Annotated in this window: 12 protein-coding genes and 1 pseudogene; 5 read left to right on the top strand and 8 right to left on the bottom strand. The window is 40.1% G+C overall.

Annotation, left to right across the window (positions count from 1 at the left end):
• Positions 1-278: 278 nt before the first annotated feature.
• The 3 genes from FLM54_RS05825 (at position 279) to iadA (ending at position 5,930) form a co-directional block, all read left to right on the top strand.
• A complete protein-coding gene (locus FLM54_RS05825; RefSeq protein WP_178955666.1) occupies positions 279-3,206 on the top strand; it encodes a TonB-dependent receptor domain-containing protein in 2,928 nt (975 codons plus the stop codon).
• Positions 3,207-3,347: 141 nt separating this feature from the next.
• Entirely contained in the window at positions 3,348-4,751 is a 1,404-nt protein-coding gene (gene yfcC / locus FLM54_RS05820) for a putative basic amino acid antiporter YfcC (protein ID WP_178955664.1), read from the top strand.
• Between the two features lie 12 nt (positions 4,752-4,763).
• On the top strand, positions 4,764-5,930 hold the full coding sequence (gene iadA / locus FLM54_RS05815; protein WP_178955663.1) for a beta-aspartyl-peptidase: 1,167 nt from the start codon (positions 4,764-4,766) through the stop codon (positions 5,928-5,930).
• 114 nt (positions 5,931-6,044) lie between these two features.
• Here iadA and FLM54_RS05810 read toward each other — a convergent pair whose 3' ends face one another.
• Together FLM54_RS05810 and FLM54_RS05800 are read right to left on the bottom strand one after the other, a co-directional pair.
• Positions 6,045-8,318, bottom strand: a complete 2,274-nt coding sequence (locus FLM54_RS05810; protein ID WP_178955661.1) for an EAL domain-containing protein — start codon at positions 8,316-8,318, stop codon at positions 6,045-6,047.
• 417 nt (positions 8,319-8,735) lie between these two features.
• Positions 8,736-8,951: pseudogene (locus FLM54_RS05800) on the bottom strand (efflux RND transporter permease subunit); the annotation flags it as partial.
• 242 nt (positions 8,952-9,193) lie between these two features.
• On the opposite strand from FLM54_RS05800, the gene FLM54_RS05795 reads away from it, so the two are divergent.
• Positions 9,194-10,108 (top strand): M14 family metallocarboxypeptidase, encoded by a 915-nt coding sequence (locus FLM54_RS05795; protein WP_138608851.1) that lies wholly within the window; start codon positions 9,194-9,196, stop codon positions 10,106-10,108.
• A 35-nt stretch (positions 10,109-10,143) separates the two neighbouring features.
• A complete protein-coding gene (locus tag FLM54_RS05790; protein WP_178955659.1) occupies positions 10,144-10,560 on the top strand; it encodes a hypothetical protein in 417 nt (138 codons plus the stop codon).
• 21 nt (positions 10,561-10,581) lie between these two features.
• On the opposite strand, the gene ccoG is transcribed toward FLM54_RS05790, so the two are convergent.
• From ccoG to FLM54_RS05760, 6 genes are all read right to left on the bottom strand, one after another.
• Positions 10,582-11,964: a cytochrome c oxidase accessory protein CcoG gene (ccoG, locus tag FLM54_RS05785; RefSeq protein WP_178955657.1), complete on the bottom strand. Its 1,383-nt coding sequence runs from the start codon at positions 11,962-11,964 to the stop codon at positions 10,582-10,584.
• A 153-nt stretch (positions 11,965-12,117) separates the two neighbouring features.
• Positions 12,118-13,536, bottom strand: a complete 1,419-nt coding sequence (locus tag FLM54_RS05780; protein WP_178955656.1) for a sigma-54 interaction domain-containing protein — start codon at positions 13,534-13,536, stop codon at positions 12,118-12,120.
• 56 nt (positions 13,537-13,592) lie between these two features.
• Entirely contained in the window at positions 13,593-14,894 is a 1,302-nt protein-coding gene (locus FLM54_RS05775; protein ID WP_178955655.1) for an ABC1 kinase family protein, read from the bottom strand.
• 64 nt (positions 14,895-14,958) lie between these two features.
• Positions 14,959-15,513 carry a DUF1439 domain-containing protein gene (locus FLM54_RS05770; protein WP_010392868.1) on the bottom strand — a complete coding sequence of 185 codons (555 nt, stop codon included), beginning with the start codon at positions 15,511-15,513 and terminating at the stop codon, positions 14,959-14,961.
• 90 nt (positions 15,514-15,603) lie between these two features.
• Complete coding sequence (locus FLM54_RS05765; protein ID WP_178955653.1) at positions 15,604-18,288, bottom strand: DUF349 domain-containing protein; 2,685 nt, start codon at positions 18,286-18,288, stop codon at positions 15,604-15,606.
• On the bottom strand, positions 18,278-18,559 hold the full coding sequence (locus FLM54_RS05760) for a YeaC family protein (RefSeq protein ID WP_008114080.1): 282 nt from the start codon (positions 18,557-18,559) through the stop codon (positions 18,278-18,280). The genes FLM54_RS05765 and FLM54_RS05760 overlap by 11 nt, the downstream gene beginning before the upstream one ends.
• Position 18,560: the final 1 nt, after the last annotated feature.

The raw sequence follows: 18,560 nt of genomic DNA, 5'->3' as shown, positions 1-18,560 counted from the left end.
TTTAAAACGCGAGTAAGCTAGCACCCATTTGCTAGCTTTGTCAAAAACCTTTTTGGAACGAGAATTATGTTTAAAAAAGCAACACTGCTTACAACATATTTCTACTCACCACACTACCTTTCGGAGTGGTTTGACGAGTAGCCCACCACCTCACTAATTTCTGTGAGGGGCTCAGCGTGTCATTTCACCATTGCCCTGTCTAAAAAACCATAATAATTAAAGCCTTAAGAAATATTAAACCTATTTCTGCGCGCTTAAAAAAGACAAAAGGTACTACAATGTTTCGTCAACTAACTATTGCGGCCACAGTAAGCACTTTACTGAGCCCTGTCACTTGTGTGTATGCACAAGAAACTCAAACTAATACCAACATTGAACGAGTAGAAGTAACAGGATCTCGCTTAAAAGGCGTTGATCTGGAAGGCACTATTCCACTAACCGTGCTAGACCAAGATGCAATCAAACGCTCTGGTGCTAATACCATTCATGAATTACTCAAAGATTTATCTGTTTTTAAAGGCGGAAGTGGCACATTTTCAACCTCTGAAAGTGGCGGTACGTCTACCTCAACACCAGCGGGTCAATCAGCAGCGAGCTTAAGAGGCATGGGGCCATCAGCAACGCTTACATTAATAAATGGGCGAAGAGTTGCGCCTAGCTCATTTGCTGCAGGCACTGAAAACTTTGTAGATGTTAATTCTATTCCACTTGCGGCCATTGAACGTATTGATATTTTAGCCACCGGTGCATCAGCCGTTTATGGTGCCGATGCTGTAGCGGGTGTTATTAACTATATTTTAAAAGATGATTTTGAAGGCGCTGAAATCAATACTTCGTTTGCCGATAGCTTTGATCAACATGACGAAAGTAAAAAACAATTAAACTTAGTGTATGGTACAAAAATAGGCGAGAGTAACTTAACGGTATTTGCAGATATATATGACCGTAACGCTTTTAAAGCCACCGATCGTAATTACACGGCCTCTCCCTCTTTAGTGAATGGTTACTCCTATTTACCTAAGCTGGAGAACTCACCTAATATTTATTATTTCAGCAGCCGAGATGGTAACGAACTTCCATCACCAAACTGCAAAACCGAGTTAGTTACTACTGAACTTGATGAACAAATTTGTGCTTACTACCCAAATCAAGATGATTACCTAGAAACGCCATTTGAAAGCCTTTCAACTGGCTTTATGTTTAATAGTGAGCTTGGTGGTCTACAATGGCATACTGATTTTTTTTACAGTCAGACCAAGGCAAAAGCGTATTCATCGCCCTCACCTATTAACCAAATTAATGATGACGACGGCCCGTATGTTTTAGAAGACGCCTTATTTATTTACGATAATGCCGATGGTAGTAATGATTTAATGGATCAACTTTATATTGACCCATTTGATACTCAAAGTGGCCGAGAAGTATATGGCTTTGCGTTTGACGCGCGCTTTAATGCCCCAAGAACGGTGGAAGTAGAAACGAAAAACTTTCGCTTGGTAAGCAGTCTAAGTGGTGAAATTGGTGATTGGGGTTGGGAATCTGGTGTTACTCTTTCTCGCTCACGTTCAGAGCAAGAAGCGATTGCAGGGGTATATAATCGTTACCAGTTTCATGGCGCGATTACAGGCGAGCTATGTTCAGACGGTACGCTGGCAAGTTATGACGGTACTGACTTAAATTGTGTATCTGGGGAGTTGCTACCTTTTTACAACCCTTTCCTTCAAGGCGACGCCGCTAATGATGCCGTTTTGGCAACAGCGCAAGCTCGCCCAACACGCAGTGGAGAAAGTACTGTTTACGGCTGGGATGCTAACTTTAATGGTGAACTATTTACCTTTAACGACCTACCAGCCTATGCCTCATTTGGGGTAGAAGCACGCCGTGAAGAGCTAAGCGACTTTCCTTCGCTTAATTCACAAGCTCAAGCAGACAAAGACTACCTTGTTGATGTATTTGGCTTTGGCTCTAGCTTATCAGAAGCCGAGCGCACTCAATATGCCGCCTTTGCTGAATTAAGTATTTCACTGAGTGAGCAAATAGAGCTGCAAGCAGCGGGTCGATACGATCATTACGATGATTTTGGTGGCACCTTTAATCCTAAAATAGGTTTGAGCTATCGCCCGACTGATTCGTTAGTTGTTCGTGGTTCATGGTCAACCTCGTTTAGAGCACCATCATTAACTCAAGCTGGCGTTAAATTAAGAACCACGCAATCTACTTTTGACTGTGGTGCCAACCAAGCTGTAGCCGATTTATACTGTATGGGTGATGGCACCCAAGTGAGTGTTAATTCGTTAGAGTTAGGTAACCCTAATCTAAATGCAGAAGAATCTGAGGCTATCAGTGTTGGCTTTGCATGGAGTCCATCGGCTAATACTAATTTAACCATTGATTATTGGCAGTTTGATCATGAAGAAGTAATCGATACCAACATGACCGCAGTGCTCGACCGCGCTATAACTGATGCGTCACTTCGTCACTGTGGCATTGTCCCACCGGGCGAGCAAGGCATATCGTACGATGAAGCATTATGTGATGTCACCGACACCAGTGGTTTAAACATAGAGCAAGACGGCGCTAATTTAACTGAAATTTTAAGCAGTTATATAGATGAATTTAACCCACGTGATGACGAGCTATTTTTACCGTTGTTTCGCGATCATGCTATCCCACTTGAAAACACTGGTACACAAACATTAGCAGGCATAGACTTTAAGTTTGACCATAGGTTTGTATTACCAAGCGGCGATTTGACCTTTGCGTTTGACGGTACTCATTACCTTGAGTTTGAACGTAATAAACCGGGGTCTGACTCGTTAGAGAAGTTGGTAGGAACTTATCGTTATCCTGAAAATGTTGCGCGTATGTCAATAGATTGGGAAGCGCAAAATTACTACCTTAACTTAGGTGCAAACTACACCAGCAGCTACGAAGATGATATAAAAGGCCTGCGTGGTCGTGAAATTGATGAGCTAGATTCGCTTGGCGTATTAGACTCAAAAGGTGAGCATCAGGTTGATGACTGGCTCGTTTGGGATTTATCAGCGGGTTTTTATGTTAATAAATCACTGACTTTGCGTGCGCGCATCAATAATATTTTTGATAAACAGCCACCCACTCTTTATGGCTCAAACCGTGGCTTTGATTCAATTAATCATAATGCCCTAGGTGCTAATTACAAATTAAGTATTAGCTACCGTTTTTAACCACTTAGCCGCAAAGCAAACGCTTTGCGGCCTTCCTTTTATTACAGGTCATGGCTACAGTGACACTGCCTATTAAGTGCTAAAGTACGTTTAAGCGTTTATTTACGCATCAACACAATGACCTTTTATTAAAGTGAAATTATGAAACAAAAACAATTTTCTATGCCCGATGCCAGCATCATTTTGCTGTGTGTGGCAGTGATTGCCTATATGGCCACGGTATTTATTACCCCCGGGGTATTTAATGCAGAATCTGGTAGCCACACTGTGCAGCTTTCACAATATCAAGCCGTTAACGACCAACAATCACCACCTGTTTTTGCACAAGGTGGGGACATTGGTTTAGCAAATGTATTGTTTGAAGGCTTAGTGTCGGGTGATAAATATGGTGCAGCTATTGGCGTAATGGCGTTTATTTTAATCACTGGCGGTGCCTTTGGCATTATTATGAAAACCGGTGCGATTAATAACGGCATTATGGCACTTATTAATAAAACCAAGCGGGTTGAATGGCTGTTTATTCCCTTACTGTTTTTACTATTTTCGTTAGGCGGCGCGGTATTTGGTATGGGCGAAGAGGCTATTGCATTTTGTATTGTGCTGCTCCCTATTATGCAACAACTTGGCTACGACGCTAAAGTCACTGTACTTACAACTTATGTGGCTACGCAAATAGGCTTTGCCACCTCATGGATGAACCCTTTTAGCATTGCTATAGCGCAATCGATAGCTGAAATTCCAGTATTTTCTGGTGCGGGCTTTCGTATGTTAGCGTGGGCTTGTTTTACCCTTGTAGGCCTTGTGTTTACTATGCGCTATGCAAAACGGATAAAAACACAATCCCTAAAAACGGGTGATCAGCCAACGATTAAACTCAGCCTAGCCGATGCACTCACATTATTAGTGTTTGTATTGGGCATAGCCTGGGTTGTATGGGGAGTGATGGCTCGCCAATATTATATTCCTGAGCTTGCGGCACAGTTTTTTTGTATTGGCCTTATCAGTGCAATAATTGCCATCGTGTTTAAAAAGCTAACCGCGAATGAGTGCGCGGATGCGTTTAAACACGGTGCACAAGAATTATTGCCAGCGGCGTTATTAGTCGCACTGGCTAAAGGCATTGTATTACTATTAGGCGGTAGTGATTTAACCACTCCCTCAACTCTCAACACCCTGCTTTATTACTGTGCAAGTAGCATAGCCAGTGTGCCAGATTACATTGCAGCTTGGGGAATGCTGGTGTTTCAAAGTGTATTTAACTTTTTTGTTTCATCGGGTTCAGGCCAAGCTGCCATCACTATGCCGCTGATGTCTCCACTTGGCGATTTGCTCAATGTATCAAGGCAAATTGTGGTATTGGCCTTTCAATTAGGTGATGGATTAACCAATATTTTAATTCCCACCTCAGCTAGTTTAATTGGTTGTTTAGGGGTCGTGAAATTAGATTGGGGAGAATGGGCTGCGTTTATTTGGCGCTTTGCTCTAGCACTTTTTGTATTAGCAAGCGGCTTTATATTTCTTGCTTACTTTATTAATTATCAATAAAAAGAATTTGTTATGTTAACTTTAATTCAAGGTGCAAACGTTTATGCACCTACCTACCTAGGCACACAAGATGTTTTAATTGGCGGTGGTAAAATCATTGCTATTGACGAAAATATAATCCTCGACAGCAGTGTACTCGTCAAACGAATTGACGGTAAAAATAAGCTTGTTACGCCGGGGTTTGTTGACTCGTTAGTGCATATTACCGGTGGCGGTGGCGAAGCTGGATTTGCCAGCCGCACCCCTGAAATGAACCTAACCGATGCAACCCTATCGGGCACTACCACAGTGGTGGGCGCACTGGGTACCGACTCAAGCTCACGTACGCTTACCAATTTGGTTGCCAAAGCAAAAGGCCTAAAAGAGCAAGGGCTGAATGTATTTTGCCATACCGGTTCGTATCATTTACCCGCTAAAACTCTTACTCACTCAATCACTGACGACATCATGTATATAGAGGAGTTTATAGGTGTTGGCGAAGTGGCTATTTCTGATCATCGCAGTAGCCAACCTACGGTCCAGCAATTAGCAGAATTGGCAGCCGAGGCCAAAGTAGCCGGTATGCTCAGTGGTAAAAAAGGCACCGTGAGTATTCATGTCGGCCCTGTCGATAGTCACTTGAGTATTTTGCATCAGGTGGCTCAGCAAAGTGATATTAAGCTTAAACAGTTTTATCCTACGCATATGAACCGCAATAAAGCACTTCTTGATGCCGGTATTCACTTTTGTGATCAGGGCGGTACTATCGACTTTACCACCAGCACCACCGACTACGATTTAGCACATGGTGAATATGCAGCAGCCCATGCCCTTGCCTACTGCTTAGAACAAGGCGTAGCACCAAATCAACTCACTATGAGCTCAGATGGCCATGCTAGTTTACCTATTTTTGATAAAGACTTTAATTTATTAGGGCTTGAGGTGGGCAAAGAGGCATCCCTACTGAGTTCGTTTCAGCAAGCAGTCAAAGAATATAACGTCCCTATAGAGCAGGCTTTAATGAGCATAACCAGTAACCCTGCCGATATTTTAGGACTTGATAAAGGCCGCCTTAAAGCAACAAGCGACGCGGATGTTGTGCTTCTCGATAAAGAGACCTTAACCCCTGAGTATGTATGGGCTAACGGCATATTAATGGTGCAAAACCGCCACGCGGTTATAAAAGGATTGTTTGAATAAACTAGAACAGCTCAAATGCTGCTGAAATATTTCAGCAGCATTTAACGCCAAAAAATTCGTTACCCTAGTTTGAAATTTTAATCCGAAAAGGTCGCTAGAACATAGTTATTAAATTCAACTACCTTTCATTGTAGCTGAGTTTTTTGTCATAAAAACAAGACCATTTTCATTTATACATTCAGCATACACCTGAGCACTCATGGGTTTAGAAAAGTAATAACCTTGAAACTCTTTACATCCCATTTCGGACATTATTAAGACCTGTTCTTCGGTTTCTACTCCCTCGGCTACACACTTGATATTGAGTTCATCACACATCACATGCATAGCTTTAACTAAGCTTTTCTGGCGTGTAGAGCGTGTAACCTGACTTATTAAAGAGCGATCCAATTTAAGTTTATCAATAGGGTAATCAGCAAGGCGTGCAATATTTGAGTAGCCAACACCAAAGTCATCCACAGTAATAGAGAACCCCCAATCTTGCAAAGTTTGCATAAGTTTTAGAGAGTGGGCTTGGTTAGCCTCAAGTGATGTTTCGGTAAGCTCTAATTCTATTTGATTCGGTTTTACATTAAAATCCGCCAAATATTTCACCAATTTTGACATAAAGTCAGCTTGGCTAAAATCGAGCAAAGATATGTTTATTGCTATAGGTAAAAGTGGCAAACCAACTTTATTCCATTGGGCAATTTGAGCGCAGACTTTTTGAATAATTAAATCCGTTAATCTACTAATCATTCTGTACTCTTCTGCAATAGGAATAAAGACAGTTGGCGATATATTACCAAGCACAGAGCTATGCCAACGAGCTAATGCTTCAAGCCCAATACATTCACCTTTTGCATTCACTTTAGGTTGATAATGTACTGACAGATCATTTTGTTGCAAAGCTTCATCAAGTAACATGGAAATTTCATACTTTTCCATAAAAGCCTGTGATTGTTTTTGGTTGTAACCACTAAAAGGCAAGTTATAGTCTGCGAGCTTGAGCGCCTCACACGCATTACTAAGAACAATAGCACTATCTTCACCGTGCTCAGGACACTTAGCAAAACCAAATAAAAATGATTGTTGGTAATTAGTACCAAATACATCATAAGTTTGATCTAAAGTGCTTTTAATTTGTATTAATAACTTGTTTTGCTGTTCACTTGAGCTTGAACCAACAATAAAGCAAAGTTTACTACCTTCTATATACGCACAAAGCAAGGGCCCTTCAGGCATTGCTTTTAAGCGCTTATAAGCAGTAATTAGCAATGATTGGGAGTCAGCCTTTTTAAGTTTTAAATTTAAATATTCACTATTTGCGCTTTGTGTGACTACGATATAAAAGCCTTTTTGATATTTAGACGTTAACCTATCGCATTGCATCTCAAACCACTCTCGATTAGGCAATTTCGTCTGCGAGTCTCTAAACCTTAGACGTTTGTTCTCTTGCTCCATCATAGACAAGTTTTGTTTAATTAACTGCTCTTGCGTGCAATCATAAAAGTCATACACTCGGTAATTTGTACTCATTGCTATTTGCTGATAATTACTCTTATAGTAGCGACTCTTATATTCTATGATTTGATTTTTTATATTTAACTCTTTGCTATTAAGTGCAGGGAATAATCCATCAATTCTCTCAGCCTTTTCTTTCAAGCTGTTTTTTAATCCAAACATTTCAATAGCATGTTGATTTAAATCTGTAATTACTAAATTTTCGTCGACAATAATTTTAGCTTTATTAGATTCAGTAAATAAGGTGCGATAAAGCTCGTTTTTATCTTTAAGGAAGCTATTAGCATTTAACATGGTTTTGTTTAAACGTTTGGCAGCAACAATTGTTCGCGCAGTAGCCAGTGGAATACAAATATTAAAAAATAAAAATATCAGGCCTGTAATATATAAGTCAGCTTCTGGTAATTGGCTTGATATTCCTGAATAGCCAGATAAATCAACATTATTAATAATCATGTAAAAAGGTATGATGTTTAAAATACCGTAGGCCAAAGCCGTTCTGTAACCGAGTAGCATAAGAGCAATGATGGGACATGAATACATAAACATAGAACCCACCTTTGCAAGCTCTAAGTCAGTTAAAAATAAATTCATTGATAAACTACCAGCAACGATAGTTAATAAAAGTGCGTTTGCACTAAATGTGTAAAATCGCTTACTTGCTAATAAAAGACTAAAAGCAATAGTGAAAAAACTAATAGTAATAACTGCAATGTAAATTAGGTTGAATTCAATTGCGCGGGTGTATGTATAACAAACTACCAAAAAACAGAGCAAAGTAACGAGAGTTAAAATTATCCGCAGTGCACTCACCCGCCAGTGTGCGACTTCATCATGGGCAGTATGATGATCGTTAAGTAAGAAGTACTTATGGAGAAAGTGCATAATAAACAACAATTAATACATGTCATTCAATTAAACATTGATAAGTTGTCAAAATCAATTAAATAAGTCTAATAACTAATCCAATTGAAGTGACTCTCAAAGTTAATCTAATATATGGTAACTATCCAATATGCTCACTTTCATAAACCGGGGTTACCCAATATTTAACGGTGTGTACTTACAAACAGGGCTTAGCGTCGTTTTTAGTATGGCAAGTTCAGATAATAAAATATGCACCTCAAATTGATAAAAACTACGATACCCTTCTACTTGCTCGGCAATATCAAACTCGCTGTGCTCTTTGCTATAGCCTTGAATTTTTTTAAGTTAAAGCCGGTTATACAGTCTATGCCTATTAATATATCAACTACGTCATCTTTTATATTTGTGGGTGCATTTAGGGTAAAAAGTAACTGTTCAGCCATATTTTTTCTCCAACCAACCATAGAAGATAGGTAATAAATAAAGGGTAGTAATAGTGGAGGTAATTAACACGCCAATAACCACGATAGCTAATGGCTTTTGTATTTCAGCTCCTGGACCTGTTGCAAACACCAGCGGCAATAAACCAAACATAGCGGTTGTAGCGGTCATTAATACAGGGCGTAGCCGCCTACTTGCAACATCTAAAATGCACTGTGTTACATATACAGCAAAGCCGATGTAGAGTGCAGACATGAGTTTGCCGCATGGTTTTTAAAAGACTTTATGCAACAAAGGTACTATCCGCATTCAAGCTCAGCCATTAACTAATGCAGTGACTATCGCATATACTTGCGCGCTATTTTAGTCAGCGTTAAGCTAACGCTTTATTTTCGTCATTATGGTCTATGTGCTCTATAGCCCGCAGAGATAATTCAACTTAAAGGTTTAATATGAATAACAGTAGTTACCCAATTGGTACGCCTGGTGAGAAGTGGAACAACAATAATAAAATCCAATGGCTTGAGGCACAAAAAATTAAGCGAAGCTATCAACAAGAAGTCGTAACATTAATTGATGAACTTAAAAGCACTCTAGAAGTACAGCAATACGGTGAGCTTAATTATGCCGCAGGTAGCTACCCTTTGTACGCGTTAAAAACCACTAATTTTGATACAAACAAAGCCACTGTTTTAATTACTGGCGGCGTACATGGCTACGAGACCAGTGGTGTTCATGGCGCTTTAAGATTCGCTAAAACATTGGCAAATAAGTACGCTGAGCACTTTAATATTGTAATTACCCCCTGTATTAGCCCATGGGGTTATGAAACGATTAATCGTTGGAACCCAGATGCGGTAGACCCTAACCGCTCTTTTTATCAGGGCAGTCCAGCACAAGAATCAGCGGCAGTAATGAACTATGTGCAATCTTTAAATACTGATTTAATCGCGCATATCGATTTACATGAAACAACAGATTCTGATAACAGTGAATTTAGACCAGCACTCGCGGCTCGTGAAGGCAAAGTAAACACCAACTGGAACATTCCTGATGGCTTTTATTTAGTGGCTGATAGCAACAAACCAGAGCCTGCTTTTCAAAAAGCAATTATTGAACATGTTGAAAAAGTAACGCATATTGCACCTAGCGATGAAAATCAGCAATTAATTGGTGTACCACAAGCGCAATTTGGGGTAATTAATTACGCGGCCCGTGATTTAGGCTTATGTATGGGATTTTCTGAAGCTGCGTATGTCACCACCACTGAAGTATATCCAGACAGTGCAACGGCTAACCCTGAAGAGTGTATATTAGCGCAAGTTGCTGCAATTTCAGGTGCCTTAGACTACATTATAAATAAGTGACCAATGCAGTAGATAATCAATAAAAGGAGCGGCTATTGAAATTTGAAAATAACTACGGCAGTTATAGCTTGCGCGTTGAAGGTAATATAGTTATTGGGCAGTTTAAAGGTAACTTAAACCCTCAGTTATTAAATCATTTTAAAGCCGCTTTATTAAATACCATTGAACCTTTTAAACATTTGTCTTGGGGTTATATTAGCCACTCTCCTGAGGTGATTGCTGCTACCCCCGATGCTGAAAAAAACATGATAGATGTAAGCCAAACAATGGGGATTAATAACTGTTTGATCAGTGCGTTTGTCCTCACCTCGCCTATTGCTATAAGGCAATTGCAGCGGATTATGCACAGCTCAGGCCGTGATGCTCATTTACAAGAGTGCTTGTTTGATGATTTTCAAAGCGCCAAAAAATTTGTAATTAAGCAGCTAGCCCTAGCCGAGTCAGGTTGTTAACTGGCTAGGACTCATACTTTATTAATTTTTATAAAACTGACTGTCTTTGGTAATAGTAATTGCAGGATCTTCTTGCGAAGTGATCACAAAACTCAGCTTACTCACTTTGCGTGCTAAATCGTAACCGTCTGCAGTCACCGTTACCGGCACACTTTTCATCAGCCCAGGCTCTACTAATATAGCATTTGGGCTTTGCAATGTAGCCCCCTCTAAACCGCTAATTGAAATTGAATAATGCAGCGGTTGCTGAGTTTTATTGATAATAGTAAGTGTGTAAGGGTTTTCAACTAAGCCTTCGTAATTTACCCGATACAATGCGTTTCTATCTCTAAGCACAGAAGCTTCTATAGGGGTGCGTTGTAACATCCAAGCAAACATAGATAAAATTAATAGCGCAGTTAACGCCCCATAGCCTACAAGTTTAAGCCTAAATGGATTCGTTTTTTGCCCTGCCATTTGCTTTTCACTGGCGTATTTAATTAAGCCTTTTTCGTAGCCAAACTTATCCATGGTGTCGTCACAAGCGTCAATACATAAACCACAGTTAATACATTCATATTGCAAGCCATTGCGAATATCAATCCCTGCAGGGCATACTTCCACACATAAGTTACAGTCTACGCAATCACCTAAATTAAGCGCTTTAGGATCAGCTTTGCGTTTACGTGGGCCGCGATTTTCACCCCGTTCGCTATCGTAAGTAACCACCAGAGTGTCTTTATCAAACATCACCGATTGAAAGCGCGAATACGGACACGCCACAGTACACATTTTTTCACGTAAAAAGCCCGCATTTCCATAAGTACAAAACGCAAATAAAAATACCCAAAAACTGGTGATCCCAGACCACTCTAAATTTAACATTTCGAGATACAAGGTTTTAGCGGGGATAAAATACGCTAAAAATGAGGTCGCCGTGAGTATCGAAATAACCAGCCAAGCACTGTGCTTAGTGATTTTTTTTCGCAATTTGGTAATATCCCAAGGGCTTTTATCAAGCTTAATACGCTGGTTACGCGTACCCTCTATACGTTGCTCAACCCAAGAAAACATTAACATCCAAATGGTTTGTGGGCAGGTATAACCACACCATACTCTGCCAAGCCAGTTGGTAACAAAAAATAGGGCAAACGCTCCCACCATAAACAGCATGGCTAAAATCATAAAGTCTTGAGGGAGCAAGGTAAGGCCAAAAATAGTAAATTTTTGGGTGGCCACATCCAATAAAACCGCTTGCTGGCCGTTATATTGAACCCACGGAATGGCAATAAAACTCAGCATTAACAACCAGCCTAAATTGCGACGTATACGTTGAAAAAAACCTTTTTGCTCGCGTATATAAATTGGCCCCTCTTCTTTATAGGGCTTTATGATCATGTCTTCTTCTTTAATATCAAACTTCATGCTACTTACTTCATAGTGACGGGTACTAAACAAGTATTTGCAACTTTCAGACCACACTGAAAGTTAAACTAAAGCATTGATATTAAATGACTTTAAAAATAAAACCGAACTATAATATCGCGATATTTAGCGACTATCGCGATATATCACGAGTTAGCTCTGACGACGCAGTCCTAACTTTTGCATTTTTGAGCGTAAGGTGCTCTCTGGTAAGCCCAACTTATTTGCCGCGCCTTGTTCACCTGCAATTTTCCAATTACACAGTGCTAATACGCTACTTATATGCTGTTTTTGTGCTTCATCAAGTGTAAGCGTTGGGTTTATGGCGTTATCATCGCCCGCTTTGAGCGACTGACTTAACTGTAATGTAGAGTGTTTAGATAAAATAGCTTCTCGTTCGAGTACATTTTGTAGCTCTCTAATGTTACCTGGCCAGTCATAGGCTTGTAATTGTCTGATCGCTTTTGTACTTAACCCTTGCAATTGCTTACCTAAGCGCTTGTTTATTTGTGCAATTAAGTTTTGACACAAGTAAGGAATGTCTTCTTTTCGTTCTTTAAGTGCTGGCACATGAATAGGAAATACATTTAAACGGTAATATAAGTCCATTCTAAACTGCCCTGCTTGTACCATTTCCCACAAGTTACGGTTGGTTGCAGCAATGATGCGAATATCAACCTTTAGGGTTTGACTACCGCCAACGCGTTCAAATTCACGCTCTTGTAATACCCTTAATAGCTTACTTTGGGACTCTAACGGCAGCTCTGCGACTTCATCTAAAAATAAGGTGCCGTGATCGGCAAGTTCAAAACGTCCTTTACGACGCTCGTTAGCGCCAGTAAATGAGCCCCTTTCATGCCCAAAAAGTTCTGACTCTAATAAACTTGGAGTGAATGCCGCACAATTTACTTTTATGAATGCTTGTTCGTTGCGCTTACTGAGACGGTGCAAGTTACGCGCTACCAACTCTTTGCCAGTGCCATTTTCACCAAGAATGAGTACGGTGCTGTCGGTTTCACTCACTAACTGTATTTGATCTAACATGCGTTGGAATACAGCGCTGTGGCCAACCAGTCCTGAATCTTGCCAATCCTCGTTAAGCTCGGCAATAAGGTAATCGTTCTCATCTTTTAGCTGCTCGCTTAGATGCTTTACTTGAGCTAACGCTTCGTGCAACTGGGTTTGGGTTTGCTGTTGTGCTGATATATCGCGAAATACTGCCACAGCACCAATAAGCTGGTTATTTTTATAAACGGGAGTGGAGGTGTACTCAACTGCAAAGGCACTACCATCTTTGCGCCAAAATACTTCGTTTTTTACTTCGCGGCGTTTGCCATCAAACATAGTGCAATAAATTTGGCACTCATCGGCAGGGTAAGGGGTGCCATCGGCATGACTATGATGATGATATTGATGTATTTTTTTTCCTAATAATTCATCGGCCGTCCACCCAGTCATTCGCTCTGCAGCTGGGTTTACAAATACCGCATTACCGGACAAATCAAATCCATATATACCCTCACCTACCGCATTGAGCAATAAGGTAGGATCGTTTAAAAAGTTTTTTATCATAATACAACCTCGCGAAATATCGCGAGCATTATGCCAATTTTATCCTGCTTTAGCACTTAATAATGGCTAAATAACGCCTTAATATTTATTTTGGCGTCTAAACGCGCTGCAATTAAATATAAGCCAGCTAATTTACGGTGAATAAACAATGCATCCACAGGAGGGGTATGCCACTGCTGCGACTGGGCACTTAATTGCATTCCAGCATCTTTGATGTTGCTAGCAAGTTCACTGTTTTTAAAATCAAACTCACCATTATAGCGAAGTGGCTCGCAAGCCATTAAAAATAAATCAATCACTCTTTCTTTATAGTCATCTTTTAGAGCGTCTTTAAAATAGCCAATAGCAGTGGCGGCATTGAGCACACCTTCACGATCATTATTACTGCCGGCTTTAAACAAGGCTAAATAGGCATCACTTAGGGTAGCTGTAATTTCTCGGGTGGCACCAAAATCAAATAACACGATTTTTTGTGATTCTGGTTGGTAATGGTAATTAGCAAAGTTAGGGTCGGTTTGAATTAACTTAAACTCAAACATTTCTTTAAAAAACAAATCAATTAGTTGCTCAGCAACCCGACTTCGATCTGATTGTGGTAAATATGTAATGCCCTCTATAGGCTTGGCATCTACATACTCCATGGTTAGCACTTGCGCAGTACTGTGCTCTACATACACACTAGGCACTTTAAAATGGGGGTTAGTCGATAACAGGTTTTTGTATCTTGCTAAATACTGAGCTTCTAGGGTGTAATCAGTCTCAGCTAGTAACTGCGCTTTCGCTTCTTCAACTAAGGGTTTTATATCCAATTCTTTAGGTAATAATCGCGATAAAGTAAGTAAAGTGATCACATTATCTACGTCGCTTACCACACTTTTAGAAATACCTGGATATTGAATTTTAACGGCTAATTGATCACCATTTTCTATATAAGCTAAATGAACCTGCCCAATTGATGCAGCTGCAAACGGCCTTAGTTCAATATGAGAAAAACGCGATAACCAATCATCCCCCCATTGCTCTTTTAGCACGCTCACTAATTGCTTATGTGGCATTGGGTTGGCATCGGCACGCAACAAAGACAGTAACTGCGCAAGCTCGGGAGTTAATAAGTCGCCAGCATCCATTGAAAGTAACTGCCCAAGCTTCATTGCCGCACCGCGAAGGTGCGACAGCTGAGTGGCTAAGTTTTCAATATTTTTCGGCTGGAGTAATAAGCTTTTATTATCCCAGCCTTTACCACTAAGCGCACTTTTGGCACCACCTACTAACATATTTGTGGCAACACCTGTGGCTAATGAGCCTAACTTTGCAAATCGTGAAAGTCGAGAGGTGGGAACGGATCGCTCATTAGCCATAATTAACCTAATCTATTAATAATAAGGTCAATTAATACGTTTTATTACGCTTATTAGATCTAAATTATAACCGAGGTACTAGCTTAATCGCGCCTTCGACTACTTTTAAATCTAAGGGTAAATTACTTAACAGTGCCATTTTAGGGTCGTTCATATTTAACTTATAAACAGGGTTAACCGCTAAAAATGCATTCATGACATCCATCGCCTCATTATCCAGCACTTCTAAATTACCTTTAAAACCCCCTGCATCGATACTTGAATCGCGTAACTTAACATTACGTAAAAATACGGCTTTTTTCTCGCTATCATAAAAAGGCGTGCCTTGTATTTGTAACTTTAAACGCACAGGATACTTCAATGCAAAGGCATTAATCTCGGCGCTCGAATCAGCACCTAATAAAACATAATCACTGTTGTCGGGACCAATATTAACGCTTAAATCATTTACATCAAACTGCACAGGTAAGCCCATCAGGCTAACTTTTTCACTTAATTTAGGTAACTCTTTATTTAGTAACGACTCAACCTCTGAATTTGTAAATGAATAAACCGAAATACCCTGAGTGCTGTTACAGGCAGTTAAAAATAATAGTGAAATAAAAACAAAAATTTTCATACAAAACCCTATTCATTAATCGTATTGGCAGTAAGTAGCCATAATAAAAAACCGCTTTAATAGCGGTTTTTTTATTTTAGTTGATAAAAGTTAATTTACAGCAAAAATAACTTTTAACCTTGCTAGTGTGTCAGTTTTGACTGAACCTTCGCTGAGTGCAATTAATTGCTTTAAATAATAGTTTAAATCAGCGTGGTCTCCACGGTGCTTGTCATCTAGCATTGCCACTTGCTCAACCATTCTTTGCGCTGAGTCATGCGAACTAACGTTGGCTAGTATTTCCATACGCGTTAGCAACTGCTCGATACTTAATGCCGTTTTTACCACACCAGTATACTGACTTGGCACTGGTTCATTATTCTCAAGCGCAACAAATAATGCGTTTAAGTTAGCTTGTTCGTTTTTGGCGGCTAATCCGGTTAGCTTTTCATCTATAGCTGACAATAAAGCGGATACTTTAGGCGTTAACGATTTAAATGGCATATACCCTTTAACTTTGGTTTGCAGATCCAGTAATTGGGCTTTACCTTCAACACTATTTAAAACCGCTTCGAGCTCATTTAGTTCGGCTGTTGCTAGCTTATCTGATTCACCTTGCTCGCGTTTTTGCTGCTCAAACTCTTCGCTGCGTTTAGTGAATGTTGCATCATTAAACTCACGGAATTTTTGCCATAGTGCATTCTCAGCTTTTAAGCCTGCAAACCCTATACTCTGCCATTGTTGCTGTAACTGCTTTAACTGCTGACACGCCTCTGCTAGGTTTTCACTTTGAGATAGCTGTTGCGCTTGCTCAACGAGCTCATTTTTAAGTGCGGCATTGCCTTTATGAAACGCATTAAGTGAAGATACAACTAGCTGCTGTTCTGCCTTATAACGCTCGTTTAAAATTCGGTATGTTTTAGGATCAACTTTACCTACACTACGCCATGCTTTTTGTAATCGGTTGTAGTGGCTTTCGAATTGTTTCCAATCTAAATCAGCATCCTCTGTCGCTTGTAAATGCAGTGCATGCATTTGCGCTATTAGTTGCTCACGCTCTACTTTAGCCGCTTCACGCTGGATTTCTTGCTCTGCGAAATAACTACGACAAGGTGCGAACAATAGCTCAATTTTTTCATCAAACTCATTTCCTTGCTGCTTTTCTTGCTCTGTATCAAGACGACCTAGTTCATTCCAACGCTTACGCAATACTTTAACTTGGTCAGCACGCTGTTGCGGATCGTTACAAGGCTCATCAACTAGCAGTGTTACTTCTTCTAAAAGTGCAGTGCGTTTAGGGGCCGCTGCATATTTTTGCCAATCTTTAGCATCAGCTAGCTGCGCTTCTAGATCAGCTTTTGAGTTAACCAGCGGCTGTTGGTATTTCTCAGTTAGGGCATTAAATAGCTCTTCGAAGCCTTTAAATACACCAAATGCAACATTAAAACGCCCTTCTTCAATTAAACGTTTAACATCACGCGCTTTTCGCTTAGCTTGGCTTTGAGTTTTTTCTAGCGGCTTAGTGAGTTCGCTCATTGAAGCTAAGAACTGCTTCTTATGCGCATTAAGCTGAGTTTTGAATGACGCTTGTAAATCAGCGCTAAGTAAATTTAAGTGGCTGCGTGCAGTTTTAAAGGTATTATTGAATGCTGTTAACTGTTGATCGTAATCGCTAAGTTGCTCTGCAGGTTTTATTTCACTAAGCGCATTGTAGGCAATTTTATATTCTTTAATCGCCGCAGTTAGCTCAGGCAACTTAGCAACTTGTGAGAATAATTGCTCAAGCTTATTAATCACTTGTTTTGATTGCTGATCAGCCACCAGTTCCGTTTTATCTAGCGTGTCTTTCGCTTGCGCTACTTTTGCATTAAGCCAGTCTTGCTGAATTTGCTCTGGCGTTTCTAACCCTAACTGTAATGCATTCTCAATTTCTTCACTTAATGCTTCTAACGTAGCTAACGCTAACACTTGGCGCTGTTGCTGAGCTAAACATTGCTGCTCTACTTCGTGCTGCGCTTTTAGTATGGCAATGTGGGCATCAAGCTTATCGGTAATTGAAATATACTTAGCATCAAGGGTTTTTACATGTTCTTCACTTAGCCATTTTAATTCTAGAGCTTGCCATTGTGCCATGAGCTCTGCGGCTTGTGGGTCAACAATGGCGTAGTCATTTTTATCACGCAATGCATTAAGCTTGGCTAAAATAACACGGGTAGCATTTTCAACTTGCGCTGGCATTTCAAGCGCTAAACGCTCGTTTTCAAGATGGCTTTCAAGGGCCGTTTTAGCTTCACCTTGAGCATGCTTTAACAAAGCTTTAGTTAACTGCTGTGTAATGACTAAGTCAACTAACTGCTTTTGCAGCTCTTCATTGGCTTCTTTAAAAGCTTTTTCAATCAGTTTAGGGTTTGCTAGGCGTTTTAAGAGCTTAACTCTCACTTGCAGTTCTTTTTCTGCAAATGCTAGTTTTTCAAGGGTTTTAACCGGTGCAAAACGTTCAATGTACTCATTTTTAATCTGCGCCGATAAGCTACTTTCACTGTTTAATACAGCAGACGATATTTGCTGCTCAGCTACATCTTTTAATGCCTGATCTTGCTTGTAAGCTTTCCACCAAAGCGGTAAATCGTTTACTTTTTGCAGTGCTTTACGACGAATTTCAGCCGATGAGTCTTCAAGCGCTAAGGTGCTTAAAATTGTTACGTCGCGTGCTACATCAAGTTTTTCAATCGCATCTAAACGAACTTGTTGCTTCGGGTGTTTCCATTTTGGTGTAAAAAGGTGTTTAAAGATCATTTTCACTGAACCTAGCTATTTCGTTATCTGATTTAAATTCTTTTTGTAGTTGCGCTTTGGTTTTTTGGATCATTTCTCCATCTGCACCAATGGTAAACTGCTCGTTTGATTGTGCTACTTTTGCTTGATACAACATCACAAGTTGGACTGTTTGTTGTTTTTGTTCATCTGATAAAGGTGTGCCATCTGGCCACTTTCCTGTTGATGCGCCATATTGTAGGCGCTCAAATAATTCTGGAGTAATATTCTGTACTAAGTTGTCAATATTCATG

It is taken from the genome of Pseudoalteromonas sp. Scap25 (assembly GCF_013394125.1).
GTDB lineage: Bacteria > Pseudomonadota > Gammaproteobacteria > Enterobacterales > Alteromonadaceae > Pseudoalteromonas.
Note: the sequence above shows the minus strand (reverse complement) of the source record. Positions and strands in the feature narration are given on the sequence as shown.

What these genes read in the sequence shown, in the direction of transcription:
- FLM54_RS05770 (WP_010392868.1), bottom strand. Translation starts at nt 15,513, where the DNA reads ATGAAAATTTTTGTTTTTATTTCACTATTATTTTTAACTGCCTGTAAC.
- iadA (WP_178955663.1), top strand. Translation starts at nt 4,764, where the DNA reads ATGTTAACTTTAATTCAAGGTGCAAACGTTTATGCACCTACCTACCTA.
- FLM54_RS05780 (WP_178955656.1), bottom strand. Translation starts at nt 13,536, where the DNA reads ATGATAAAAAACTTTTTAAACGATCCTACCTTATTGCTCAATGCGGTA.
- FLM54_RS05825 (WP_178955666.1), top strand. Translation starts at nt 279, where the DNA reads ATGTTTCGTCAACTAACTATTGCGGCCACAGTAAGCACTTTACTGAGC.
- FLM54_RS05795 (WP_138608851.1), top strand. Translation starts at nt 9,194, where the DNA reads ATGAATAACAGTAGTTACCCAATTGGTACGCCTGGTGAGAAGTGGAAC.
- FLM54_RS05775 (WP_178955655.1), bottom strand. Translation starts at nt 14,894, where the DNA reads ATGGCTAATGAGCGATCCGTTCCCACCTCTCGACTTTCACGATTTGCA.
- FLM54_RS05760 (WP_008114080.1), bottom strand. Translation starts at nt 18,559, where the DNA reads ATGAATATTGACAACTTAGTACAGAATATTACTCCAGAATTATTTGAG.
- yfcC (WP_178955664.1), top strand. Translation starts at nt 3,348, where the DNA reads ATGAAACAAAAACAATTTTCTATGCCCGATGCCAGCATCATTTTGCTG.
- FLM54_RS05810 (WP_178955661.1), bottom strand. Translation starts at nt 8,318, where the DNA reads ATGCACTTTCTCCATAAGTACTTCTTACTTAACGATCATCATACTGCC.
- ccoG (WP_178955657.1), bottom strand. Translation starts at nt 11,964, where the DNA reads ATGAAGTTTGATATTAAAGAAGAAGACATGATCATAAAGCCCTATAAA.
- FLM54_RS05765 (WP_178955653.1), bottom strand. Translation starts at nt 18,288, where the DNA reads ATGATCTTTAAACACCTTTTTACACCAAAATGGAAACACCCGAAGCAA.